This is a genomic window from Gemmobacter aquaticus (genome assembly GCF_007859075.1).
Taxonomy (GTDB): domain Bacteria; phylum Pseudomonadota; class Alphaproteobacteria; order Rhodobacterales; family Rhodobacteraceae; genus Gemmobacter; species Gemmobacter aquaticus.
Map to the genome: position 1 here is coordinate 201057 of NZ_VOAK01000023.1, position 24112 is coordinate 225168.

The window sequence follows — 24112 nt, forward strand, 5'->3', positions numbered from 1 at the left end:
CTTATTCTTCCTCCGCATCCAGGAGTTCCATGTTCAGGCCGAGGCCGCGGACTTCCTTCACCAGAACGTTGAAGGATTCCGGAACGCCGGCCTCGAAGTTGTCCTCGCCCTTGACGATCGACTCGTAGACCTTGGTCCGGCCCGCCACGTCGTCCGACTTCACCGTCAGCATTTCCTGCAGGGTGTAGGCGGCGCCGTAGGCTTCCAGAGCCCAGACCTCCATCTCGCCGAGACGCTGGCCACCGAACTGCGCCTTGCCGCCCAGCGGTTGCTGGGTCACGAGGCTGTACGGCCCGGTCGAACGGGCGTGCAGCTTGTCGTCAACAAGGTGGTGCAGCTTGAGCATGTACTTCACGCCCACCGTGACCTTGCGCGCGAACTTCTCGCCGGTGCGGCCGTCGAACACGTCGGACTGGCCCGACTGGTCAAAGCCCGCACGACGCAGCGCATCGTTCACGTCGCCTTCCTTGGCACCGTCGAAGACCGGCGAGGCAATCGGCACGCCACGCGTGACGTTGCCGGCGAGTTCCAGGAACTCGGCCTCGTCACGACCTGCGAAGGCCTCTTCATAGGTCTCGTCGCCATAGGCCAGACGCATCGCCTCATGCACCGGGGTCAGATCGCCCGAGCGGCGATAGTCCTTCAGTGCCTCGTCGATCTTCAGACCCAGACCACGCGCGGCCCAACCCATGTGGGTTTCAAGGATCTGACCCACGTTCATCCGCGAGGGCACGCCCAGCGGGTTCAGAACGAGGTCAACCGGCGTGCCGTCGGCGAGGAAGGGCATGTCCTCCATCGGGACAACCTTAGAGATGACGCCCTTGTTGCCGTGACGGCCGGCCATCTTGTCGCCCGGCTGCAGCTTGCGCTTCACCGCGACGAAGACCTTGACCATCTTCATGACGCCCGGAGGCAGATCGTCGCCACGACGGACCTTCTCGACCTTGTCCTCGAACCGCAGGTCCAGCGCACGGCGCTGCTGTTCGAACTGGTCGTGCAAAGCCTCGACCTCTTTGGCGAGATCCTCTTCGCCCACGGCGAGTTGCCACCACTGACCACGCGACAGCTGGCCCAGCAGATCCTCGTCAATGGTCGAACCGGTCTTGATGCCCTTCGGCCCCTTGACAGCCACCTTGCCCATGATCAGCGACTTGAGACGCGCATAGATGTTGCGCTCGAGGATCGCGAGTTCGTCGTCACGGTCGCGCGACAGACGTTCCACTTCCTCACGCTCGATCTGCAGCGCGCGCTCGTCCTTGTCGACGCCATGGCGATTGAACACGCGCACTTCCACCACGGTGCCATAGGCGCCGGGGGGCAGACGCAAGCTCGTGTCGCGCACGTCGCTGGCCTTTTCACCGAAGATGGCGCGCAGAAGTTTTTCTTCCGGCGTCATCGGGCTTTCGCCCTTGGGGGTGATCTTGCCCACGAGGATGTCGCCCGGCTGCACTTCGGCGCCGATGTAGACGATACCGGCCTCGTCGAGGTTGCGCAGGGCTTCCTCACCGACGTTCGGGATGTCGCGGGTGATCTCTTCCGGGCCCAGTTTGGTATCGCGGGCGGCGACTTCGTATTCCTCAATGTGGATCGAGGTGAACACGTCGTCACGCAGGATGCGTTCCGAGATCAGGATCGAGTCTTCGTAGTTGTAGCCGTTCCACGGCATGAAGGCCACGATCACGTTCCGGCCAAGGGCCAGTTCGCCCATATCGGTGCAGGGGCCGTCGGCGATCACCTCGCCACGCATAACGGTGTCACCCACCTTCACCAGCGGACGCTGGTTGATGCAGGACGACTGGTTCGACCGCTTGAACTTGCGCAGGCGATAGATGTCCACGCCCGGCTCGCCCGGCTCGAGGAACTCGGTCGCGCGCACAACGATACGAGTGGCGTCCACCTGGTCGATCACACCGCCACGACGGGCCATGATCGCCGCGCCGGAATCGCGGGCGACGACCGCCTCGATGCCCGTCCCGACGAAGGGTGCGTCCGATTGCAGCAGCGGCACTGCCTGACGCTGCATGTTCGAGCCCATCAGCGCGCGGTTGGCGTCGTCATTTTCCAGGAACGGAATGAGCGAAGCCGCGACCGACACCAGCTGCTTCGGCGACACGTCGATCAGATCGATCGCATCCGGCGGGTTCAGCATGAATTCGCCGGCTTTCCGCGACGAGATCAGGTCGTCCTGGAAGCGGCCCTCTTCATCCTGCGCCGCGTTCGCCTGGGCGACGGTATGACGCATCTCTTCGGTGGCCGACATATAGACTACGTCGTCCGACACCTTGCCGTCGATGACCTTGCGGTACGGAGTTTCGATGAAGCCGTATTTGTTCACGCGGGCGAAGGTGGCCAGCGAGTTGATCAGACCGATGTTCTGGCCTTCCGGCGTTTCGATCGGGCACATCCGGCCATAGTGCGTCGGGTGCACGTCGCGCACCTCGAAGCCCGCACGCTCACGGGTCAGACCGCCCGGCCCAAGGGCCGAAAGACGACGCTTGTGCGTCACTTCGGACAGCGGGTTGGTCTGGTCCATGAACTGCGACAGCTGGCTGGAGCCGAAGAACTCACGCACCGCAGCCGCAGCCGGTTTGGCGTTGATCAGGTCCTGCGGCATGATCGTGTCGATCTCGACCGAGGACATGCGCTCCTTGATCGCGCGCTCCATGCGCAGCAGGCCGACGCGATACTGGTTCTCCATCAGCTCGCCCACCGAACGCACGCGGCGGTTGCCGAGGTGGTCGATGTCGTCGATCTCACCCTTGCCGTCGCGCAGTTCGACCAGCGCCTTGATGCAGGCCACGATATCTTCGCGGTCCAGCGTGCGCTGCGTGTCGGGCTTGCCGAGGTCAAGACGCATGTTCATCTTCACGCGGCCCACGGCCGAGAGGTCGTAGCGCTCGCTGTCGAAGAACAGCGTGTCGAACAGCGTTGAAGCTGCCTCGACGGTCGGCGGTTCACCCGGACGCATCACGCGGTAGATATCCATCAGCGCGGTTTCGCGGTTCCAGTTCTTGTCCGCGGCCATGGTGTTGCGGATGTAGGGGCCGACAGTGACGTTGTCGATGTCGAGCACCGGGATCTCGGTGATGCCCTGATCGAGGAGCAGCTTCAGCGTGCCGCCCTTCACCTCGCCATCGCGGTCGTAGTCCATGGTGATCTCGTCACCGGCCTCGACCCAGATTTCGCCGGTCGACTCGTTGATAAGATCGTGTGCAACGTAGCGGCCGATGATGTGGTCGAACGGGACCAGAAGCTCGGTGATCTTGGCGTCGTCGATCCACTTCTTGACCATCCGCGGCGTGGCTTTTTCGCCAGCTTTCAGGATGACCTCACCGGTGGCGGCATCGACCAGATCGTAGGACGGACGGGTGCCGCGCACGCGTTCGGGGAAGAAGCGCGTGACCCACCCCTTGTTCTTCTGGTGCTTGAAGGTGACCGTGTCGTAGTAGGACGACATGATCGTGTCCTGGTTCATGCCAAGGGCATAAAGCAGCGTCGTCACCGGCAGTTTGCGGCGACGGTCGATGCGCGCGAACACGATGTCCTTGGCGTCAAACTCGAAGTCCAGCCAGCTGCCGCGATACGGGATGATGCGGCAGGCGAACAGCAGTTTGCCCGAGGAATGGGTCTTGCCCTTGTCGTGGTCGAAGAAGACACCCGGGCTGCGGTGCATCTGGCTGACGATCACGCGCTCGGTACCGTTCACGATGAACGTCCCGTTGGAGGTCATCAGGGGCATGTCGCCCATGTAGACGTCCTGTTCCTTGATGTCCTTGACCGAACGGGCCCCGGTGGTCTCGTCGACATCGAACACGATAAGGCGCAGCGTAACCTTCAGCGGCGCGGCATAGGTCATGTCGCGCTGCTGGCATTCGTCCACGTCGTACTTCGGCTTTTCAAGCTCGTATTTCACGAACTCCAGAACGGCCGTCTCGTTGAAATCCTTGATCGGGAAGACAGATTGGAAGACACCCTGGATGCCCTCGCCGTCCTGGGCCTTCGGGCCGTCGCCCGATTTCAGGAACAGATCGTAGGAGGATTTCTGAACCTCGATGAGGTTCGGCATTTCAAGGACTTCACGGATCTTGCCGAAGTAGCGGCGGACCCGCTTCTGGCCAACGTAGCTCTGAGCCATGCTCATCGTCACCTTTCTGTTTCGCCAACGCGCTGCCTGTCGGGGCTCAGGCGCACGCCGAATGCGATCAGGGGGGAGGTTCCATTCATGCGGCCCTTCCCGACGGGCCGCTCCCGAACCTCGAACCGCGCCTGGGAAGGGGCTTGGGCAAAAGCCCCTTCCAAGACAGGTTCGGCTGGGCCCGACACAACGGTCGGACCCAGCCAAATCAGCGATCTTTCACGATGCCAGAGGCACCGGACAGATTACTTCAGCTCGACCTTGGCGCCAGCCTCTTCGAGCTTCTTCTTCATTGCTTCGGCGTCAGCCTTGGCAATGCCTTCTTTCACTTTGCCGCCAGCTTCGACCAGGTCCTTGGCTTCTTTCAGGCCAAGACCGGTGATCGCGCGCACTTCCTTGATCACGTTGATCTTGTTGGCGCCGGCATCGGTCAGGACGACGTCGAATTCGGTCTTTTCTTCTTCGGCAGCAGCAGCCGGGCCAGCGGCCGGGCCAGCAACCATCACGGCGCCGCCAGCGGCGGGCTCGATGCCGTACTCATCCTTCAGGATGTTTTTCAGTTCCTGCGCTTGCAGGAGGGTCAGACCGACGATTTGTTCGGCGAGAGCTTTCAGATCAGCCATTTTACACTTCCGTTCTGTTGAGATGGGTTCCAACGGGATTGGATCGACCCACGCAGAGTATCCCGAGGATCAGGCCGCAGCCTTTTCCTCGATGGTTTTGAGGATGCCAGCGATGTTCGAAGCAGGCGCGCCAATGGCCCCGGCGATGGAGGAAGCGGGCGCACCGATCATCGACACGATCTGAGCAATAAGCTCTTCGCGCGACGGCATCGAGGCGACGGACTTCACACCGGCCTGGTCCAGAACCGTGTCGCCCATTGCGCCGCCAAGAATCACGAACTTGTCGTTCTTCTTCGCATAGGCCTCGCAGACCTTCGCCGCAGCGACAGGGTCTTCCGAGAAGGACAGCACGGTCATGCCCGTGAGCAGGTCACCCATCTTTGCAGCGGGTTTCCCTTCAAGGGCGATCTTGGCGAGCTTGTTCTTGGCAACGCGAACGGACCCACCAGCTTCGCGCATCTGCGCGCGCAGGTCCTGCATCTCGGCAACCGTGATACCTGCGTAGTGTGCAACCACAACCACGCCAGAGCTTGCGAAGATCTGGCCGAGTTCCTCGACCACTTTCTCTTTCTGGGCTCTATCCACAGTTTCACTCCAAGTTTGGGGGTTTCCCCCCGGCTCGTTTTTGCCCCCGCGAGGGGGCATTCGGGTCCGCTTGGGTCCCGGATCCAAGATCACCCGAAGGTGCCTGCAATCCCGTTCCCATCTCAGGCAGGGTATTAAGGCGTTTGCGCGCCACCCGCCGTCTCGGACAAAGAACGTCCCGCCCGCGAGACGAATCACGCCGGCTGGACAGACTGCGTCATTACACGGGCCGCAGGTGACCTGCAACAGGCCATCGCGCCGCTGGCACCATAGCCGGATCGGCAGATGGCGCCCCATGCATCCGCACAAAGCGAAACCACCGGTCGCGCAGGCGACCGGTGGCTCCCATCACATCAGATCAGGCAGATCAGTTGCTGCCCGAGGCCGAAGCCAGATCCAGCGAAACGCCCGGACCCATGGTCGAAGACAGCGAGACCTTCTTCACATAGGCGCCCTTGGCACCGGCCGGTTTGGCGCGGGTAACGGCGTCAACGAAGGCACGCACGTTCTCGGTCAGTTTGGCCTCGTCGAACGACACCTTGCCGATACCGGCATGGATCACGCCGGCCTTTTCGACCTTGAACTGGACTTCACCGCCCTTGGCTGCTTCGACGGCCGACTTCACGTCCATCGTCACGGTGCCGACCTTGGGGTTCGGCATCAGGTTGCGCGGGCCCAGGATTTTGCCCAGACGACCGACCAGCGGCATCATGTCCGGGGTCGCGATGCAACGGTCGAACTCGATCTTGCCGGACTGGATGGTTTCCATCAGGTCCTCGGCGCCAACGATGTCCGCACCGGCAGCCTTGGCTTCATCAGCCTTGGCGCCACGGGCGAAGACCGCAACGCGAACCGTCTTGCCGGTACCGTTCGGCAGCTGCACGACGCCACGGACCATCTGGTCGGCGTGACGCGGGTCAACACCCAGGTTCATCGCGATTTCCAGCGTCTCGTCGAACTTGGCCGAGGCCGCCGACTTGATCAGCTTCACCGCCTCTTCGACAGTGACCAGTTCCTTGCCTTCGAAAGCCACGCGGGCGGCTTTGGTACGCTTACCAATTTGTGCCATGGTCTCAGCCCTTCACTTCGATGCCGCAGGACTTGGCCGAGCCAAGGATGATCTGCATCGCGGCCTCTACCGAGTTCGCGTTCAGGTCTTTCATCTTGGTTTCGGCGATCTGGCGGATCTGCGCCGCGGTCACCTTGCCAGCCACTTCACGACCGGGCTTCGACGACCCCTTCGGACGGTTCCGCTTGCCCACGGCCGGCAGGCCAGCGGCGGTCTTGAGCAGGAACGAGGCGGGCGGGGTCTTCAGGTCAAGGCTGAACGACTTGTCCTGATAGTAGGTGATCACGACCGGAATCGGGGTGCCCGGCGTGAACTCGGCGGACTTCGCGTTGAATTCCTTCACGAAGGCCATGATGTTCAGACCGCGCTGACCCAGAGCCGGGCCGACTGGCGGCGACGGGTTGGCCTGCTGGGCCTTCACTTGCAGCTTCAGGCTGCCGATAACTTTCTTGGCCATCTGGCCATCTCCTCTTTCACCGTGCCGCCGGTATCAGTCCCGGCAGGGCACATGGTTAAGTGGTCCGGTCCGAGGCGACCTTGCGGCACCCCTCGCCTCCCACACGACACACGTCAGATCTCTTTCGTGACCTGCGTGAATTCCAGTTCAACCGGGGTGGCACGACCAAAGATCGACACAGTCACCTTCAGGCGGCTGTGCTCTTCGTCCACACCCTCGACCATGCCGTCGAAACCTTCGAACGGACCATCGGTCACTTTCACCCGCTCGCCGATGTCGAAGCGGATCAGGGTCCGCGGCGCGGCCTCGCCCTCTTCGACGCGGTTCAGGATCGCGTTCACCTCAGAGTCGCGCATCGGCATCGGCTTGCCCTGCGGGCCAAGGAAGCCCGTCACGCGGTTGATCGACGAGATCAAGTGATAGCCCCGGTTCGTCATCTCCATGCGCACCAGCACGTAGCCGGGCATGAAGCGACGCTCGCTCGACACCTTCTTGCCGCGACGCACCTCGATCACCTCTTCGGTGGGCACGAGGACTTCCTCGATCTCTTCCTCAAGGCCGTTTTCCGCAACGGCTTGCTTGATCTGCTCGGCAACCTTCTTCTCGAAATTCGAGAGAACGCTCACCGAATACCAACGCTTGGCCATGCCTGCCGCCTTCACCTTCGACTGTCGGGCATTGCCCGCAGAATTCCGTTTATCCGGGGGCACATCCCCCGACCGAACAAAAAACAGCGCGCAACTCGAATCGCTGCGCGCCGGCTTTTCCTGACTTGGGCGGGTGATTAGCCCGCGCCGCCTGTCAATTCAAGACAATTCGGCGGGAAGACCCGCCGGGCAGCCGAAATCCGCGCTGCCGGAATTCAGCCGCCGACGCCTGCGACGATGGTGGTCAGACCAAAGCGGATAGCCAGATCGACCAGCGAAAAGAACGTGGCCGTCAGCGCTGCCATGATGAAGACCATAAGCGTGGTCAGCATCACCTCGCGCCGGGTCGGCCAGTGAACCTTGCCCACCTCGGTGCGCACCTGCTGGATGAACTGGAGGGGGGAGACCTTCGCCATGAATTTTGTCCTGCCATTGCGCACTGCGCGTACCAGGGGGCGGAGATACGCCGACAAGCGCGGGAATTCAAGTGGCCCAAGCGCCCCTGCCCCGCTGTCCGTCCGGGTACGCACAGGAAAGATCGGCAAACGCCGCCATTTCGCCGAATTCTGGCCCCGCTGCTGTCGCCTTCGCACGGTTCAGATCGATCAGTAGCATATGATAGGGGGTGCGCCATGCCGTCTGAAGATTTCTCCGCAAGAATGGAGCGGGTGATACAGAAGCGGGAGGCGGGCACCATCACCCTGCATGGCGCCGAACAGTACGAGTTCCATCGACCCAACCATGGCCGGGCTGTGCCGGTCGAGCGTGCCGGCCGCGCGACACTTCACCTCTATCCGCTGACCATGCTGCTTTCGCTCGCCCTCGGGGCCGGCGCGGTCGGTGCCGTGGCAGTGGGCATGTTTCGCATCGTCGGCCAACCCGCGACAATGCGGATGTCGGACATGGACCTGGCCTGGACAATTGGCCTGGGGCTTGCCCTTGCAATGGTGCTGCAATCGGTTCTGCGGCTGAAATCAGCGGGCCATACGGTCATCCTGCTGGTCGGCGTCATCGCGATGGCGCTTGGTCAGCACAACCTGCACCATTGGTTCCCCGAGGTGACGGCGCAGATCTTCTCGATGGACTACGTGGCCCAGGTTCGCAGCGAAACGCCGGTCAATTCGCTTCAGTTCCGCGGAAGCTTCATCGAACTGGACGCAACGCGCCAGATCATCGTCGCTGCCTGCGTGGCACCTGATTGCTGATTTGTCGGGAAGGGCCTGGCAGGGGCAGCAGGACTCGAACCCGCGACCCTCGGTTTTGGAGACCGATGCTCTACCAACTGAGCTATACCCCTAGGCCTGCGGTCGAGTTACGGCACCCGCCGGGGGAAATCAAGGGGCATCGGCCCGACATTTCCCGAATTTCTTTCGATGCCTGAATGCGCCTGCCGGGCGCGGCCCCCTGCCGTTGGGGAACCCACGCACAGAGCTTTGCGCGGATCGCAGAATAGGCGCCGTGGCGCCCCCAAAGTCAAAAAGGCCGCCCGAGGGGCGGCCTTTTCGATCAGCGGTCCTTGCGGATCACTCGATGATTTTCGAGACGACGCCTGCGCCGACGGTGCGGCCGCCTTCACGGATGGCGAAGCGGAGCTTCTCTTCCATGGCGATCGGCGCGATCAGCGAGACGTTGAACTTCAGGTTGTCGCCCGGCATCACCATCTCGGTGCCTTCCGGCAGCTCGACGGTGCCCGTCACGTCGGTCGTGCGGAAGTAGAACTGCGGACGGTAGTTCGCGAAGAACGGGGTGTGACGACCGCCTTCTTCCTTGGTCAGGATGTAGGCTTCAGCCTCGAACTTCGTGTGCGGCTTCACCGAGCCGGGCTTGCACAGCACCTGGCCGCGCTCGATCCCGTCACGGTCAACGCCGCGCAGCAGCAGACCGACGTTGTCGCCAGCCTCGCCCTGGTCCAGCAGCTTGCGGAACATCTCGACGCCGGTGCAGACCGTCTTCTTCGACGGACGGATGCCGACGATCTCAAGTTCCTCGCCAACCTTCACAACGCCGCGCTCGATACGGCCGGTGGCAACAGTGCCGCGACCCGAGATCGAGAACACGTCTTCGACCGGCATCAGGAAGGGCTGGTCAACAGCGCGCGCAGGCGTCGGGATGTATTCGTCAACAGCCGCGATCAGAGCCTTGATGGCGTCTTCGCCAATCGCCTTCTCGGTGCCGTTCATCGCGTGCAGCGCCGAGCCCTTGATGATCGGAATATCGTCGCCGGGGTAGTCATACGACGACAGAAGTTCGCGGATCTCCATTTCCACGAGTTCCAGCAGTTCCGGGTCATCGACCTGGTCAACCTTGTTCATGAACACGACCATGTAGGGAATGCCCACCTGGCGGCCCAGAAGGATGTGCTCGCGCGTCTGCGGCATCGGGCCGTCAGCAGCCGAAACCACCAGAATGGCGCCGTCCATCTGCGCAGCACCCGTGATCATGTTCTTCACATAGTCGGCGTGGCCGGGGCAGTCCACGTGCGCGTAGTGGCGCGCTTCCGATTCGTATTCCACGTGGGCCGTCGAGATCGTGATCCCGCGCGCACGCTCTTCCGGCGCACCGTCGATCTGGTCGTAGGCGCGGAATTCACCAAAGTACTTGGTGATCGCCGCCGTCAGCGTCGTCTTGCCGTGGTCAACGTGGCCGATGGTGCCAATGTTGACGTGCGGTTTGTTCCGTTCAAACTTTGCCTTTGCCATTTCGGCCCTCGTGGATTGGGGGGCGCAGACGTGCGCCCGATCTCTACACCGGGCGCGACTTAGCCACGAAAGTTGGGAAAATCAAGCCTCACTTGGCGACAAGGGGCGCACTGGGCTGCGCCGTCGCTCTGGTGGCGCTCATTGTTTCCCTTAGGGTCTGGTTCCAGGCGAGGGCGCCGCCCCCCCGGGATCGGCAAACCACTCGGGATGCTCCAGCAACCAGGATTCGACCGCGCCTGCCGCATTGTATGCCAGCGCCGCCATCTGCTCTTCCCGGGTACGCGTCAAACCGGTGCCGATCAGGTTTTCTCCATCGAGATTTTCAAACACAGTCAGTTGTTTGCCCTCAGTATTCAGCTTGGCCTGACGCGCGTCGTCCCAGATGTTGGCCGTAATGACCAGAACTGACTTTGGCGCAGCAACGACGGGAATGCCCGGGGGCGCCAGCGCATATCCGTCAATCGCGATGCCGATGTTGTAGACGCGGCTGCCGTCATAGCGGCCAAAGCGGTCGGCCACGGCCTTTTCCATCGCCGCTTCCCATTCGGCCCCGGTCGCCGCGCGCGAGATCGGGACCATCTGCATCTTGTCGGTCACCGTGATGTTGTGCCCCAGCACGAAATCCCCAAGATCTGCCGGTGGATCTTCAAGCCCTGCGGTAGACGCGCAGGCACCGAGAAGGGTCATCAGCAGGGCGATGCGGCGCAAGGGCGTTCTCCGGGACCGGGGCGCAGGCGAGGTGCAGCGAGATCAGTCGAATACGCCCGCAACCCGCCCGAACAGCATGAAGGCCCGCGCGGTGCGGGTATCGGCAAGATCGACCAGTTCACTATCGGTTGCGTTCTTTTCAAACTCGGCAAAGGTCTTGTCGAACGTCCTGAGAAAGTGGTGTGCCGCATCACGGAAGACCGGGTCCTCGCGCATGCGCCCGGCCGTCAACGCAAGCGACGACCGGTCCCGGATGCCACCAAGTCCTGAAACGCCACGCCCGCGCTCGCCCTGGGCGAAGTTGCGCCACAACTCCGGCCGCGCGCGCTCGGGCTTCAGGTCATCCATATAAATGCCCTCTTGCGCCAGAAGCGTCAGCACATCCTGCGCGGCCCGGATCAGGCGAGCGACGGTGCGATCTTCCAGCGCAAGGCGCAGCGCGCGAAAGCCCTCGCGGTCCTCGGGGCTTTCGGGGAACTGCAGGGCGCGGATGAAGTCGCTGACCGACAATGGCGGGCGCAGATCCTCGGCCGGAGTGCCAAGGGCAAGCGCCGGTTGATCGTCCGCCGCCCCGGCCTGTGTTGGCGTGATCAGCGCGGCCTTGCGATCGGCCGACGGTTGGCTAAGCGTCACATCACGGCGCGAAGTGAAGGTCGCCAGCACCGTCTCGGCCGACCGCGTGGCGCGCTCGATTTCTTCCAGCTTGCGCTCGACCGAGGGCTGCGCCTGCGCTTCGGCATAGGCGGCGCGCATCGACTCCACCGACGCCTGCAGGCGCGAGGCCTCGGCCCGCAGGTCCTGCACTGAACGCAGGGTGGTCACCGTGATCCAGATCAGCGCGATCGGCAGGAATACCATCAGAAGGGTCATCACAACGCCAAGCGGCCCGCCCGCACCGCCCGGCGCCATCAGCACGTAAATGGCGACCGCGACCAGCCAGACAAGGCTGAGCCCCGCCGCCATCATGTCCATCCGGCTGAACCGGGCCGGTCTTTCGACCGAAGCCTGCACGGTGGTCAGCCTGTCCTTCGGATCGGCCATGTCGGGTTCTTTCTGGACTTTACGAGTAACGGATGCTGAGCACTTCGTAGCTGCGCTGACCGCCGGGGGTCTTCACCTCGACACTGTCGCCTTCGTCCTTGCCGATCAAGGCCCTTGCCAGCGGCGACTTCATATTCAGAAGTCCGCGCTCAAGATCCGCCTCGACTTCGCCCACAATGGTATAGGTGCGCTCTTCTTCGGTATCCTCATCGACCAGCGTCACGGTGGCGCCGAACTTGATCGAGCCCGATAGTTTTGACGGGTCGATCACCTCGGCCAGCGACAGGATGCTTTCCAGTTCCTTGATGCGGCCCTCGATGAAGCTCTGCTTTTCGCGTGCGGCGTGATACTCGGCGTTTTCGGACAGGTCGCCATGCTCGCGCGCCTCGGCAATCGCGCGGATCACGGCCGGCCGTTCAACCGTCTTCAGCGCCCTGAGTTCTTCGTCGAGCGTGTCGAATCCCGCCCGGGTCATCGGAATCTTTTCCATCGGCCTCTCGCTAAAAAAGCAAAGCCACGGCCCGGTGGGGCCATGACTCTGTCGTATCTGGCAGAACCTGACCCGATGGCCACGGCAAATGCAAGGGGGCATGCGTTCAGGAAGCGGCATCCTGCGCGCAATTCGCGGCATCGACCCCGAAAGATTATTGCTGACACGCTGCAACGCGGCGATTTGATGTTGCGTCATGATTGACGCGAGGCTTCCCTTGCGGCACAGATCGCCGGGGTTAAGCGGACAGCCCGCCAAGGTGGGCCAGCCAGAAGGAAGGAAACGGGGATGACCGCTATCGAGCGCGAGAGCATGGAGTATGACGTCGTCATCGTGGGCGGCGGGCCGGCGGGTCTGTCTGCGGCGATCCGGCTGAAGCAGCTTGATCCGGATCTGGGCGTGGTTCTTCTGGAGAAGGGGTCCGAGGTTGGCGCGCATATCCTGTCAGGCGCGGTGCTCGATACCTGCGGGCTGGATGCGCTTCTGCCCAAGTGGCGCGACATGGATGCCCCGATCAAGACCGAGGTGAAAGAAGACAACTTCTATATCCTTGGCCCCGCCGGTCAGGTGCGTATCCCGAACTGGCCGATGCCGCCCTTCATGGACAACCACGGCAATTACATCGTCTCGATGGCCAATGTCTGCCGCTGGCTGGCCGGTGTGGCCGAGGGGCTGGGCGTCGAGATTTTCCCCGGCATGTCCTGCTCCGAGCTTGTCTACGAGGGGGACCGCGTGGTGGGCGTGGTCGCAGGCGAATTCGGCCGCGACGCAGAAACCGGCGAGCCGGGCCCGGCCTATGAACCGGGGATGGAGCTGCGCGGCAAATATGTCTTCCTCGCCGAGGGTGTGCGCGGCAGCCTGTCGAAAGAGGTCATCGCGAAATACGACCTCTCGAAAGGCCACTGCCCGCAGAAGTTCGGCATCGGCATGAAAGAGATCTGGGAGATCGACCCCGCCAAGCACCGCGAGGGCACGGTAACCCACTCGATGGGCTGGCCTTTGGGCAGCAATGCAGGCGGCGGGTCGTTCATCTACCATCTGGAGAACAATCAGGTTTATGTCGGCTTCGTGGTTCACCTGAATTACGAGAACCCGCACCTCTACCCCTATATGGAGTTCCAGCGCTTCAAGCATCACCCGATGGTGGCCGAGCTTCTGAAGGGCGGCAAGCGCGTGGCCTATGGCGCGCGGGCGATCTCTGAGGGGGGATGGCAGTCGATGCCCAAGATGGTGGCACCCGGCGTGGCGCTTCTGGGCTGCTCGGTCGGCATGGTCAATGTGCCGCGCATCAAGGGCAACCACAACGCGATGCTCTCGGGCAAGGCCGCAGCCGAGGCCGCCTTTGCCGCAATCAAGGCCGGGCGTGAGGGCGACGAGCTGAGCGCCTATGAAGCCGAGGTGCGCGGGGGCGCAATCGGGAAAGACCTGAAGAAGGTCCGGAACGTCAAACCGCTATGGTCGCGCTTCGGCCTGGTCGCCTCGCTGATGGGGGGCGGGCTCGACATGTGGCTGAACACGATCGGCCTGACCGTCTTCGGCACGCTCAAGCATGGCAAGACCGATGCGCAGGCGACCGGGAAGGCCCGCGACTTCAAGAAGATCGACTACCCCAAACCCGACGGAAAGCTGTCGTTCGACCGGCTGACCAACGTGTCCTTCAGCTTTACCAACCACGAGGAAAGCCAGCCCGCGCACCTCAAGCTCAAGGATGCATCCGTCCCGATCCGGGTGAACCTGCCCGAATATGACGAGCCCGCGCAGCGCTATTGCCCCGCTGGCGTCTATGAAGTCGTCGGCGAAGGCCAGGACGCCCGTTTTGTGATCAACTTCCAGAACTGCGTCCACTGCAAGACCTGCGACATCAAGGACCCCAGCCAGAACATCAACTGGACAACCCCGCAGGGCGGCGACGGACCGAACTATCCGAACATGTGAGGCTAGACGGGCATCCCCACGATAACTTCTGCGCGACTTTGCGCCGCTGCGGGGCATCCGACGGGATGCCCCGCATTGCCTTGCCGGGGCCCGGCCTCTAGGTTGTGCCCATTGAACCGGAGGACCGCATGCGCCTGAACCTGTCTCCAATCGCCCTGGCCCTGACGATCATCGCAGGACCCGGATGGGCCGAGACGGCAGAGCAGCCGGAAACCACGCTCGCGCCACAGCCCCCGGCGCAAGAGAATGCAGGCGCCTATCTGGCGGCCCGCACCGCGCTGATGGATGGCAGCTTCCGCGATGCTGCCTACTGGTTCGAGCGTGCCCTGCGCGATGACCCCGAGAATTTCGCGCTCGTCGAGGGGATGCTGCTGTCGGCGATGAGCCTTGGCGACTATGACCGCGCGGCGCAGGCCACGGAACGCGCCGCCGAGATGGGGTTCGACAGCCAGTTCGGCACGCTTGCCCTTGCCGCGCGCGACGCAAGGGACGGCAAATTCGAGGCGATCCGCAAACGGCAGGATGCGGGCGCGAAGGTCAATCCGGTATTTGACGAGCTGGCAAAGGCCTGGGCCCTGGCCGGTCAGGGCGAGATGACGGACGCCATCGCGCAGTTCGAAGCGCTGAGCAAGCAATCGGTCGGCGGTGCGTTGGGGCTCTATCACAAGGCGCTCGCGCTGGCGGTGGTGGGCGATTTCGAAGGGGCTGAGGCCGTCTTCGCCTCGGAGCCTGCAAAGCCGCTTCGCCAGTTCCGCCGCGCGGTTATCGCCCATGCCGAGGTGCTGAGCCAGCTCGAGCGTAACGAAGATGCGCTGGCGCTTCTGACGGACGTGTTCAACCCGGGCCAGGATCTTTCGGTCGAAGCCATGAAAGCGCGGCTTCAGAACGATGAGACGCTGTCCTGGACTGTGGTGCGCACCCCGCAAGAGGGGTTTGCCGAGATCTTCTATTCGATGATGACGGCGCTGCGCGGTGAGGCGGACCCGAACTACACGCTCCTTTATGCGCGCGCCGCAACCTACATCAATCCAGGCCATGCCGAGGCGCTGCTGACCAGTGCCTCGATGCTCGTTGATCGTGGTCAGGGACAACTCGCTGCCGAGGTCTACGCCCAAGTGCCGCCGGATGCCCCCGAGCATTACCTGGCCGAGGTGGGGCGCGCCGATACGCTCATGGCCGCAGGCAAGCCCGATGCCGCGCTTGAGGTCATGCAGACCCTGTCCAAGACCTATCCGGGGTTGCGCTCGGTGCATGTGGCCTACGGCGACATGCTGCGCAAGGAAGAGAAATGCGAAGCGGCCGCGCGCGCCTATTCGCAGGCGATCGACCTGATCAAGACGCCCATGCCGGGTGACTGGGGGCTCTATTTCCTGCGCGGGATCTGCAATGAAAAGCTGGACAAGCACGCCGAGGCCGAGGCCGATCTGCGGCAAGCGCTGGCCTTGAAGCCGGATGAGCCGCAGGTCCTCAACTTTCTCGGCTACAGCTTTCTGGAACAGGGCCGGAATTTTGACGAGGCGCTGGACATGATCAAGCGCGCAGTCGATGCCGCACCCGACAATGGCGCCATTGTCGACAGCCTCGCCTGGGCCTATTTCCGCCTTGGTCGCTATGATGAAGCGCTGGAGCCGATGGAGCGCGCCTCGCTGATGGAACCGGTCGAACCTGAAGTGACCGATCACCTCGGGGATGTCTACTGGGCCGTTGGCCGCAAGCTCGAGGCGCGTTTCCAATGGCGCCGCGCACTGTCCTTCAACCCCGAGGAAGACGCTGCCGCCCGGATCCGCCGCAAGCTGGAAATCGGGCTGGACAATGTTCTGGCCGAGGAAGGCGCCCCGCCGTTGAGCCCCGTGAATGCTGCCGCAAACGATAACTGAATTCGCCCACGCCAAGATCAATCTTGCGCTGCACGTCACCGGGCAACGGGATGATGGCTATCACCTGCTGGACAGTCTGGTGGTCTTTGCGGGCATCGGCGATGGTCTTCGGGCGACGCGTGCCGAGGCGTTGGGCCTGACGATCGACGGCCCCTTCGCCGCCGATGTGCCTGCGGGCGAGGACAATCTTGTGCTACGCGCCGCGCGACTGGCGGCTGGCGACATGGGTGTGGCGCTGCATCTGACAAAGCGCCTGCCCGCGGCCAGCGGTATCGGTGGCGGCTCGGCGGATGCTGCGGCGGCAATCCGCGCCGTGTTGCGCCTGCGGATGATGGCAGGGACGATCGCGCCCATGTCGGCTGAAGACAGCGCGCAAATCGCGGCGCTTGGGGCGGATGTGCCGGTCTGTCTTGCCTCACATCCGGCCCGGATGCGCGGCATCGGCGAGCAGCTGGACTGGCTGGCCCCGCTGCCAGAGGTGCATGTGGTTCTGGCAAATCCCGGAATCGAAGTGCCCACGCCCGCCGTGTTCAGGGCGCTCGCGCAGAAGGATAACGCCCCCCTGCCCGACGCCCTGCCACAGTGGCGCAATGCTGCGGATCTGGCTGAATGGCTGAAAGATCAGCGAAACGATCTGGAGGCGCCCGCACGCCAACTGGCACCGCAAATCGGCCAGGTCATCGCGGCCCTGAGCGGACTGCCGAATGCGTTGTTTGCCCGTATGTCGGGCTCAGGTGCGACCTGCTTTGCGCTTTTTGCCAAAGAGGATTACGCGCTTGACGCGGCCGAGGCTCTTCGGGCCGACCATCCGGACTGGTGGGTTGCGGCCGGGATGGTCTACCCCGGTCGCGCCGATATGGCTCAGTTGATCCGGGCGACGACGTAGGCGGCCAGATCTGACAGCATGCCCCGGATTGGGTGATCGGGCAGTTGCGCGATGGCTGCACGGGCACGGTCAGCCCATGCAAGCGCATCGGCCCGTGCGGCCTCCATCGCGCCATGTCGCGCCATGATCGCCAGCGCCTGATCCAGATCGCCATCCTCTTGCCGGCCGCGCGCGATGGTGCGGTCCCAGAACGCCCGCTCCTCCGCGCTGGCCTGCGCAATGGCCTTGATCACCGGCAAGGTCAGCTTGCGTTCGCGGAAGTCGTCGCCCACGTTCTTGCCGATTGCGGCGGTTGAGCCACCATAATCGAGCAGATCATCCGCAATCTGGAACGCAATGCCAAGCGCATCGCCATAGGTATAGAGCGCCTCAACCTGTGCCACCTCGGCCCCGGCGATGACGCCCCCGACCTCGGTCGCGGCCGAGAAAAGCGCGGCCGTCTTTCCACGCACGACCTGCAGGTAAATGGCTTCCGTCGTCGCCAGATCCTGCGCCGCCGTCAGTTGCAGCACCTCGCCTTCGGCAATCGTGGCCGAAGCATTAGACAGGATCTCCATCACCCGCAGCGAGCGGGTCTCGGTCATCAACTGAAAGCTGCGGGCAAAGAGATAGTCACCAACCAGCACCGAGGACTTGTTGTCCCACAGCAGGTTCGCGGTGGGACGCCCCCGCCGTTGGCGGCTTTCATCCACCACATCGTCATGCAGCAGCGTCGCGGTGTGGATGAACTCGACCGTGGCCGCCAGATGGATGTGATAGGGCCCGTCATAGCCGCAAAGTCGTGCCGCCGCGAGTGTCAGCAGAGGCCGAAGCCGCTTGCCCCCGGCCTCGACCAGATGTGCCGTCACCTGCGGGATGCGTGGCGCATGTTCCGAGGCCATACGCTCACGGATCATCAGATTGACCGCCTCCATATCGGCGGCCAGCCATGCGCTCAGCCGATCGTGCGGTTTTTGCGCTGCCTCATCCAACCCCATGTGCCCCCCAGCCTGCGGTCTCGACAATCGCTGCGATTGCCGACATGTGTTTTCATATGAAGGAAATCCTGCGCAGCACGGACCCGACGGTCATCGCCTTTGCCACGGCCCTTCTTGAGGGCGAGGGTATAACGGTGTTTCGGCTGGACGTCCACATGAGCATCCTCGACGGCTGCCTTGGAATCTTGCCGCAGCGGCTTATGGTTGCAGACCGTGACGGTTTTATCGCCTCGGCGGTGCTGCGCGACAATGGAATAGATCCGGGGCGCTGATGTTTGCCGACGACCAGTTGACCGATGACAAGTTCCTCTGCGGGCGTCTGCGCCTGTGGCAACCCGCACGCGGATATCGTGCGGCGACGGATCCGGTTTTGCTGGCTGCGGCCTGCCCGGCTGAACCGGGCGAGTCGGTCCTTGATCTGGGCTGCGGTGCGGGGGCCGCTGCCCTTTGCCTTGGTGCACGGGTGCAGGATCTGGGCCTGACCGGTCTGGAGTTGCAACCGGGCTATGCCGAACTTGCCCGCCGGAATGGCGAACGCAACGGCATCAGCTTCACCGTTGTCGCCGGTGACCTGCGTCATATGCCGACCGAGCTGCGCCGCGATTTCGACCATGTGATTTGCAACCCGCCCTACTATCCGGCCGGAGGAACCCCCTCGCCCATCTCCGCGCGCGCCACGGCGATGCAGGTTGATGATGTCCCACTGGCCGATTGGATGGCTGTCGCGGCGCGTCGGCTACGTCCCGGCGGGTGGCTTACGATGATTACCGGGGCCGATGCGTTACCGGCGCTTCTGGGCGGACTGGGCAAGCTTGGCTCAGCCTCGGTACTGCCACTATCGGCGCGCGAAGGACGGGAGGCCAAGCGGGTGATTCTCCGCGCGCGCAAGGGTGGGCGCGCCCGATTCCGCCTTCTGGCCCCCTTTGTCATCCATCAAGGCGCGGAACATTCGGGCGACCGTGAGGATTACACGCCAGAGGCGAACCGGATTCTGCGAGACGGTGGCGACCTTTCCGCGCAGTTCGGCTGAATGCTGCGCATTTGCCGCGCTGCAGCGGTGACATTTTGATGACAGCCACGCGAATCCGTGCTGCAATCCTCTTACCCGAACGGATCAAAGGAGGTTTGCATGACTGTCGCTTCGCATATCGCCGAGCTGAAGAAGAAGCACGAACACCTCTCTGAAATGGTAGAACGGGCGCAGCGGGCGCCGGGCACCAGCGATCAAGAGATTGCCGCCATGAAGAAACAGAAGCTGAAAATCAAGGAAGAGATCACCCGACTTACTCACGCCTGAGTTCGTTTGGCGCTGGCCCGTGCGGCCAGCGCAGCCCCTCCGGCGACAAGGATCGCCGCGACAAGCAGTGTCAGCGATGGGGGCGCGATCCCGGCAGCCACAAGCGCCAGCGTGGAAAGGAGCGGTGCAGCATAAGAGGCGACCCCCAGCATCTGGATGTCGCCTTTTTTCATGCCGATGTCCCAGGTAAAGAACGCAATGCCCACAGGCCCGATGCCGAGCGACAGGGTTGCGGCCCAGCCTAGGGCCGTTTCGGGCCAACGGGTTTCCTCAAGCGCCAGATGCGCGAGAAGGGAAAGCGCGGCGGTCGCAAGGCAGTAGACCGTGACCGCTACGGTTGGCACCTGCCCCAGAAAGCGCGAGGCGACCGAATAGACCGCCCAGGTGACCGCGCACCCAAATGCGAGGATCAGGCCAAGAATGTTCGTCTCGCCCCCCTCGCGCCCCAGGACGATGACCGCAGCACCAGCAAAGGCGATCAGTGCACCGACAATATGGGCCCGCTGCAAGCGTTCACCCGGCAGCAAGCCCGAGAGCAAGACGATGAAGAGCGGCCAGAGATAGGCGATCAGCCCGGTCTCGGCCGCAGGCGCTAGGCGGAAGGCTGTGAAGTAGAGAAAGTGATAGCCGAAAAGCCCCACGGTCCCGAACAGGTAGACCTTGGGCGAAACACGGGCCAATGCCGCCGCTTGACCGGTCGCCAAGGTCCAGACCAGACCGATTCCGCCGCCGATCGCAAAGCAGATCGCATTCAGAAGGAACGGGGGAACCGGCGCCGACCCGATGGTGAACAGCGCAAGCAGCGCCCAAAGCAGGATGGCGGTGAAACCGGTGAATGTAGCGCGGCGGCGAGTCATGGGGCCTCTCTTTCGCTCCTGAACCTGCCGGTGCCTGCGCCCCCCTGCAAGCAGAAAGGCCCGCGTTTGCGGGCCTTTCGCTGAACTGGCGCCAAGGATCAGACGAAGAACTGGCCGCCGTTCGCGCTGATCGTCGATCCCGTCACGAAACCTGCGTCGTCCGAGGCAAGGAAGACCACGCAGCGCGCGATTTCCTCGGGCTCGCCAAGACGTCCGACGGGGATCTGCGGGATGATGCGCTCGGCAAGAACCTTTTCGTCGATCGCCTTCACCATCTCGGTTGCGATATAGCCAGGGCAGATCGCGTTGACGGTGATGCCCGCACGTGCGCCTTCTTGGGCCAGCGCCTTGGTAAAGCCCAGATCGCCCGCCTTTGCCGCCGAATAGTTGGCCTGACCTGCCTGTCCCTTTTGGCCGTTGATCGACGAGATGTTGATGATGCGACCAAACTTGCGGTCACGCATTCCAGACCAGAGCGGATGGGTCATATTGAAGACGCCGGTCAGGTTGGTGTCGATCACTTCTTTCCACTGCTGCGGTGTCATCTTGTGGAACATCGCATCCCGCGTGATGCCGGCGTTGTTCACCAGCACCGAGACCGGACCCAGATCAGCCTCGACTTTTGCGATCCCCGCCGCGCAGGCGTCATAATCCGCGACCGACCATTTGTAGGTAGGAATGCCTGTCTCTTTCGTGAAGGCAGCGGCAGCTTCGTCGTTGCCGGCATAGTTCGCGGCAACCTTGTAGCCCGCATTCTTCAGCGCAACCGAAATTGCCGCACCAATGCCGCGCGAACCGCCTGTGACCAGAGCAACTTTAGACATGATTCCTCCTGAAACGTCTTGATGCAATCTTGCTATCGGAGGAATGACATCACCGCAACAATCTTGCGAAATTTTTTTTGCAATCGCAGCATTGTTGCGCAATGCTGATACAGTACCCCAGTACAGTAAGAAAAAGGGGCGCGACCAGAGTGGCGCGCCCCTCACAGTTTTACAACTGTTGATTGCCGGTCAGACGCCTTCGACGCACATCGCGACGCCCATGCCGCCGCCGATGCAGAGCGTGGCCAGACCCTTCTTCGCGCCAGAGCGGTTCATCTCGAACAGAAGCGTGTTCAAGATGCGGCAGCCCGAGGCACCGATCGGGTGGCCGATCGCGATGGCCCCCCCGTTCACGTTCACGCGTGAGGTATCCCAGCCCATGTCCTTGTTGACGGCGCAGGCCTGCGCGGCGAAGGCTTCGTTCGCCTCGATCAGGTCCAGATCGCTCGCCTTCCAGCCGGCTTTCTCCAGCGCCTTGCGGCTCGCATAAATCGGGCCCACACCCATGACCGCCGGGTCGAGACCAGCCGTCGCGTACGAGGCGATGCGTGCAAGCGGCTTCAGCCCGCGGCGTGCGGCCTCGGCCTCGGTCATCAGCATCACGGCCGCTGCGCCATCGTTCAGGCCCGAGGCGTTTCCGGCGGTCACCGATCCATCCTTGACGAATGCGGGCTTCAGTTTCTGCATGCCCTCCAGCGTGGCGCCATGACGGATGTACTCGTCGGCATCAACGACAATATCGCCCTTGCGCGTCTTGATCACGAAGGGGACGATCTCATCCTTGAACTTGCCGGCCTTCTGGGCGGCCTCGGCCTTGTTCTGACTGGCGAGCGCAAATTCGTCCTGCTGATCACGGCTGATCTGCCACTGGTTGGCGACGTTTTCGGCGGTCTGGCCCATGTGGTAGCCGTTGAAGGCGTCCCAAAGACCGTCCTTGATCATCGAATCGATGAATTTCATATCGCCCATCTTGTGGCCCGCGCGCAGGTGGGCGACGTGGGGCGAGAGCGACATGTTTTCCTGGCCGCCCGCAATGACGATGGCGGCATCACCCAGTTGCACGTGCTGCGCGCCAAGTGCGACCGCACGCAGACCCGAACCACAGACCTGGTTGATGCCCCAGGCCGAGCTTTCCTTGGGCAGACCGGCAAGGATATGCGCCTGGCGGGCGGCGTTCTGCCCCTGCCCCGCCGTCAGCACCTGACCGAGGATCGTCTCGGACACCTCGGCCTTGTCGACTCCCGCACGCGCGACGACAGCTTCGATCACTGCGGCGCCCATTTCATGGGCCGGTGTCGCGGCAAATGCGCCGTTGAAACTGCCGACGGCCGTGCGGGCGGCGGATACGATAACGACATTGGTCATGGCTGGTCCTCTCTCTTGACAGGTGCGACAGAGACCTCCCTCCGCCGCCTTGACGAAAGGCGTAGGATGGAACGCAGCGTCACGCAAGAAAATTGCTTGCGACACATCGCCCGCGATACGGATCGCCGCACTGCCCCTAAGCCCGTGCGCGTGTCAGCGGCGCCATGAATGAGGGCTGCACCGTGGGCGCCCCGAACAGGTAACCCTGCATGCAATCGATACCGATTGAACGCAGGAAGGCGGCCTCTTCGGGCGTTTCGACCGACTCGGCCACCGCAAACATCTCGAACTGGCGTGCGATTGCAATCAGCGCGCGCGTCAGAACCTGATTGTCGGGATCACGATGGATATTGCGGATGAACTGCCCGTCGATCTTGATGATGTCGAAGAAGAAATCCTTCAGATGACGAAATGCGGTAAACCCGGCGCCAAAGTCATCCAGCGCAAAGGCGATCCCCTCGCGCTGCAGATCATCCATAAAGGCGCTGACAATCTCGGGGACCAGCATGGCCGAGCTTTCGGTGATTTCCAGAATCAGCCGCTCGCCAATTGTTGGTGACCTCTGCAGCCCCTTCTTCAGGATCTTCATCCAGCGCGGATATCCGATCGAGCGGGCCGACATGTTCACGGAAATCCGTATGTCAGTATGCTTTGCGAGGGTCTCGAGTCCAAGTTCCAGCGCCGCGCAGTCAATCTGTCGGCCCAGTTCCCGCTCTTCGACTGCCGCCATGAAATCGCGCGCGGGGATCGTGCGGCCGCTGACGTCCATCAGCCGGATCAAGCCTTCATGGAACAGCACCCGTTCGGGATTGCTGCCCATGACAACGGGCTGGAAGGCAAGACGAACGCGGCGTGCGCGCAGCGCGTCCTCGACCATCGAGATGGTCTCACGGTCCTGTTCGGACACAAGGACGGCGAGCGGATTGCCCTCGCCCCCGGCGTCAGGTCGCATGCGTCTGCGTGTGATGGTCATGTCTGCCCCCTTTTTCGGACGTCTCGACAGGCTGGCCGCAGCGGGGTAAAGAACACATGAATGTTCGCATTTAGTTCCAATTTTAGGAAAGACGATGCAGACCCGATGCACGTGGTGCGGCACCGATCCGCTGTATGTCGACTATCACGATACCGAGTGGGGGGTGCCGGAACGTGACCCGCGCGCCTTGTTTGAAAAGCTGATCCTCGACGGGTTTCAGGCCGGGCTCGCCTGGATCACCATCCTGCGCAAGCGCGAGGCATTTCGCGCGGCCTTTGCCGGCTTCCAGCCCGAGGTCATCGCCGGATGGGGCGAGGACGAGGTACAGCGCTTGCTGGCCGATCCCGGCATCGTGCGCCATCGTGGCAAGATCGAGGGCACGATTGCAGGCGCCCGCGCCTGGTTGCGGATCGAAGAGCGCGAGGGATTCTCGCCCTTCCTCTGGCGCTTTGTCGGGGACCGTCCGATCCAGAACCACCTGCGCAGCATGGCCGAGGTGCCAACCGAGACCGCCGAATCACGCGCCATGTCCAAGGCGCTGAAGGCAGAGGGGTTCAAGTTCTGCGGCCCGACCATCGTCTATGCCTTCATGCAGGCAACCGGCATGGTGAACGACCACATGATCGATTGCCCCTGCCATGGCCGGGTTGCGACCATGGCAGGCTAG

Annotated in this window: 24 protein-coding genes and 1 tRNA gene; 8 read left to right on the forward strand and 17 right to left on the reverse strand. The window is 62.9% G+C overall.

Translation table 11 applies throughout. The annotated features are described in order from the left end of the window. Position 1: 1 nt before the first annotated feature. The 7 genes from rpoB to secE all read right to left on the reverse strand — a co-directional run bounded on the left by rpoB (position 2) and on the right by secE (position 7932). Positions 2–4135, reverse strand: coding sequence for a DNA-directed RNA polymerase subunit beta (gene rpoB / locus FQU74_RS15515; RefSeq protein WP_146287384.1), 4134 nt, complete (start codon positions 4133–4135; stop codon positions 2–4). A gap of 245 nt (positions 4136–4380) precedes the next feature. Further along, positions 4381–4758, reverse strand: coding sequence for a 50S ribosomal protein L7/L12 (rplL, locus tag FQU74_RS15520; protein WP_146287385.1), 378 nt, complete (start codon positions 4756–4758; stop codon positions 4381–4383). A 69-nt stretch (positions 4759–4827) separates the two neighbouring features. Then, the gene (gene rplJ / locus FQU74_RS15525) at positions 4828–5343 is read right to left on the reverse strand and encodes a 50S ribosomal protein L10 (RefSeq protein WP_146287386.1); all 516 of its coding nucleotides are present in this window, start codon (positions 5341–5343) and stop codon (positions 4828–4830) included. A 367-nt stretch (positions 5344–5710) separates the two neighbouring features. After that, positions 5711–6412 (reverse strand): 50S ribosomal protein L1, encoded by a 702-nt coding sequence (rplA, locus tag FQU74_RS15530; protein WP_146287387.1) that lies wholly within the window; start codon positions 6410–6412, stop codon positions 5711–5713. A gap of 4 nt (positions 6413–6416) precedes the next feature. Next, positions 6417–6869, reverse strand: a complete 453-nt coding sequence (gene rplK, locus FQU74_RS15535) for a 50S ribosomal protein L11 (protein WP_146287388.1) — start codon at positions 6867–6869, stop codon at positions 6417–6419. Positions 6870–6982: 113 nt separating this feature from the next. After that, on the reverse strand, positions 6983–7516 hold the full coding sequence (gene nusG / locus FQU74_RS15540) for a transcription termination/antitermination protein NusG (protein ID WP_146287389.1): 534 nt from the start codon (positions 7514–7516) through the stop codon (positions 6983–6985). A 215-nt stretch (positions 7517–7731) separates the two neighbouring features. Beyond that, complete coding sequence (gene secE, locus FQU74_RS15545; protein WP_146287390.1) at positions 7732–7932, reverse strand: preprotein translocase subunit SecE; 201 nt, start codon at positions 7930–7932, stop codon at positions 7732–7734. Positions 7933–8175: 243 nt separating this feature from the next. Between secE and FQU74_RS15550 the strand changes: the two genes are divergently transcribed. Beyond that, the gene (locus FQU74_RS15550; RefSeq protein ID WP_158635609.1) at positions 8176–8721 is read left to right on the forward strand and encodes a hypothetical protein; all 546 of its coding nucleotides are present in this window, start codon (positions 8176–8178) and stop codon (positions 8719–8721) included. Positions 8722–8737: 16 nt separating this feature from the next. On the opposite strand, the gene FQU74_RS15555 is transcribed toward FQU74_RS15550, so the two are convergent. The 5 genes from FQU74_RS15555 to greA form a co-directional block, all read right to left on the reverse strand. Beyond that, positions 8738–8813 (reverse strand) — tRNA-Trp (locus FQU74_RS15555). Positions 8814–9039: 226 nt separating this feature from the next. Next, entirely contained in the window at positions 9040–10215 is a 1176-nt protein-coding gene (gene tuf, locus FQU74_RS15560) for an elongation factor Tu (protein ID WP_146287378.1), read from the reverse strand. A 150-nt stretch (positions 10216–10365) separates the two neighbouring features. Further along, the gene (locus tag FQU74_RS15565) at positions 10366–10923 is read right to left on the reverse strand and encodes a hypothetical protein (RefSeq protein WP_229704417.1); all 558 of its coding nucleotides are present in this window, start codon (positions 10921–10923) and stop codon (positions 10366–10368) included. A 42-nt stretch (positions 10924–10965) separates the two neighbouring features. After that, the gene (locus tag FQU74_RS15570) at positions 10966–11964 is read right to left on the reverse strand and encodes a hypothetical protein (protein WP_146287392.1); all 999 of its coding nucleotides are present in this window, start codon (positions 11962–11964) and stop codon (positions 10966–10968) included. A gap of 19 nt (positions 11965–11983) precedes the next feature. After that, entirely contained in the window at positions 11984–12454 is a 471-nt protein-coding gene (gene greA, locus FQU74_RS15575; RefSeq protein WP_170246249.1) for a transcription elongation factor GreA, read from the reverse strand. Between the two features lie 288 nt (positions 12455–12742). On the opposite strand from greA, the gene FQU74_RS15580 reads away from it, so the two are divergent. From FQU74_RS15580 to FQU74_RS15590, 3 genes are all read left to right on the forward strand, one after another. Then, entirely contained in the window at positions 12743–14389 is a 1647-nt protein-coding gene (locus FQU74_RS15580) for an electron transfer flavoprotein-ubiquinone oxidoreductase (RefSeq protein ID WP_146287394.1), read from the forward strand. Between the two features lie 128 nt (positions 14390–14517). Then, a complete protein-coding gene (locus tag FQU74_RS15585; protein WP_146287395.1) occupies positions 14518–16266 on the forward strand; it encodes a tetratricopeptide repeat protein in 1749 nt (582 codons plus the stop codon). After that, positions 16244–17152 carry a 4-(cytidine 5'-diphospho)-2-C-methyl-D-erythritol kinase gene (locus FQU74_RS15590; protein WP_373289044.1) on the forward strand — a complete coding sequence of 303 codons (909 nt, stop codon included), beginning with the start codon at positions 16244–16246 and terminating at the stop codon, positions 17150–17152. The genes FQU74_RS15585 and FQU74_RS15590 overlap by 23 nt, the downstream gene beginning before the upstream one ends. Here the strand turns inward: FQU74_RS15590 and FQU74_RS15595 are convergent. Further along, entirely contained in the window at positions 17128–18129 is a 1002-nt protein-coding gene (locus tag FQU74_RS15595; protein ID WP_146287396.1) for a polyprenyl synthetase family protein, read from the reverse strand. The genes FQU74_RS15590 and FQU74_RS15595 overlap by 25 nt on opposite strands. Before the next feature lie 56 nt (positions 18130–18185). On the opposite strand from FQU74_RS15595, the gene FQU74_RS15600 reads away from it, so the two are divergent. From FQU74_RS15600 to FQU74_RS15610, 3 genes are all read left to right on the forward strand, one after another. Beyond that, on the forward strand, positions 18186–18401 hold the full coding sequence (locus FQU74_RS15600; RefSeq protein WP_146287397.1) for a putative signal transducing protein: 216 nt from the start codon (positions 18186–18188) through the stop codon (positions 18399–18401). After that, a complete protein-coding gene (locus tag FQU74_RS15605) occupies positions 18401–19159 on the forward strand; it encodes a tRNA1(Val) (adenine(37)-N6)-methyltransferase (protein ID WP_146287398.1) in 759 nt (252 codons plus the stop codon). The genes FQU74_RS15600 and FQU74_RS15605 overlap by 1 nt, the downstream gene beginning before the upstream one ends. A 99-nt stretch (positions 19160–19258) precedes the next feature. Next, positions 19259–19426 (forward strand): YdcH family protein, encoded by a 168-nt coding sequence (locus FQU74_RS15610; RefSeq protein ID WP_146287399.1) that lies wholly within the window; start codon positions 19259–19261, stop codon positions 19424–19426. Here the strand turns inward: FQU74_RS15610 and yddG are convergent. The 4 genes from yddG to FQU74_RS15630 all read right to left on the reverse strand — a co-directional run bounded on the left by yddG (position 19417) and on the right by FQU74_RS15630 (position 23445). Beyond that, positions 19417–20283, reverse strand: coding sequence for an aromatic amino acid exporter YddG (gene yddG, locus FQU74_RS15615; RefSeq protein ID WP_146287400.1), 867 nt, complete (start codon positions 20281–20283; stop codon positions 19417–19419). The two genes, FQU74_RS15610 and yddG, sit on opposite strands and share 10 nt — an antisense overlap. Before the next feature lie 98 nt (positions 20284–20381). Beyond that, positions 20382–21107 (reverse strand): beta-ketoacyl-ACP reductase, encoded by a 726-nt coding sequence (gene phbB, locus FQU74_RS15620; protein ID WP_146287401.1) that lies wholly within the window; start codon positions 21105–21107, stop codon positions 20382–20384. 189 nt (positions 21108–21296) lie between these two features. Then, on the reverse strand, positions 21297–22472 hold the full coding sequence (locus tag FQU74_RS15625; protein WP_146287402.1) for an acetyl-CoA C-acetyltransferase: 1176 nt from the start codon (positions 22470–22472) through the stop codon (positions 21297–21299). 136 nt (positions 22473–22608) lie between these two features. Then, on the reverse strand, positions 22609–23445 hold the full coding sequence (locus FQU74_RS15630) for an EAL domain-containing protein (protein ID WP_146287403.1): 837 nt from the start codon (positions 23443–23445) through the stop codon (positions 22609–22611). Positions 23446–23539: 94 nt separating this feature from the next. Here FQU74_RS15630 and FQU74_RS15635 point away from each other — a divergent pair, with 94 nt between their 5' ends. Next, positions 23540–24112, forward strand: a complete 573-nt coding sequence (locus FQU74_RS15635; RefSeq protein ID WP_146287404.1) for a DNA-3-methyladenine glycosylase I — start codon at positions 23540–23542, stop codon at positions 24110–24112.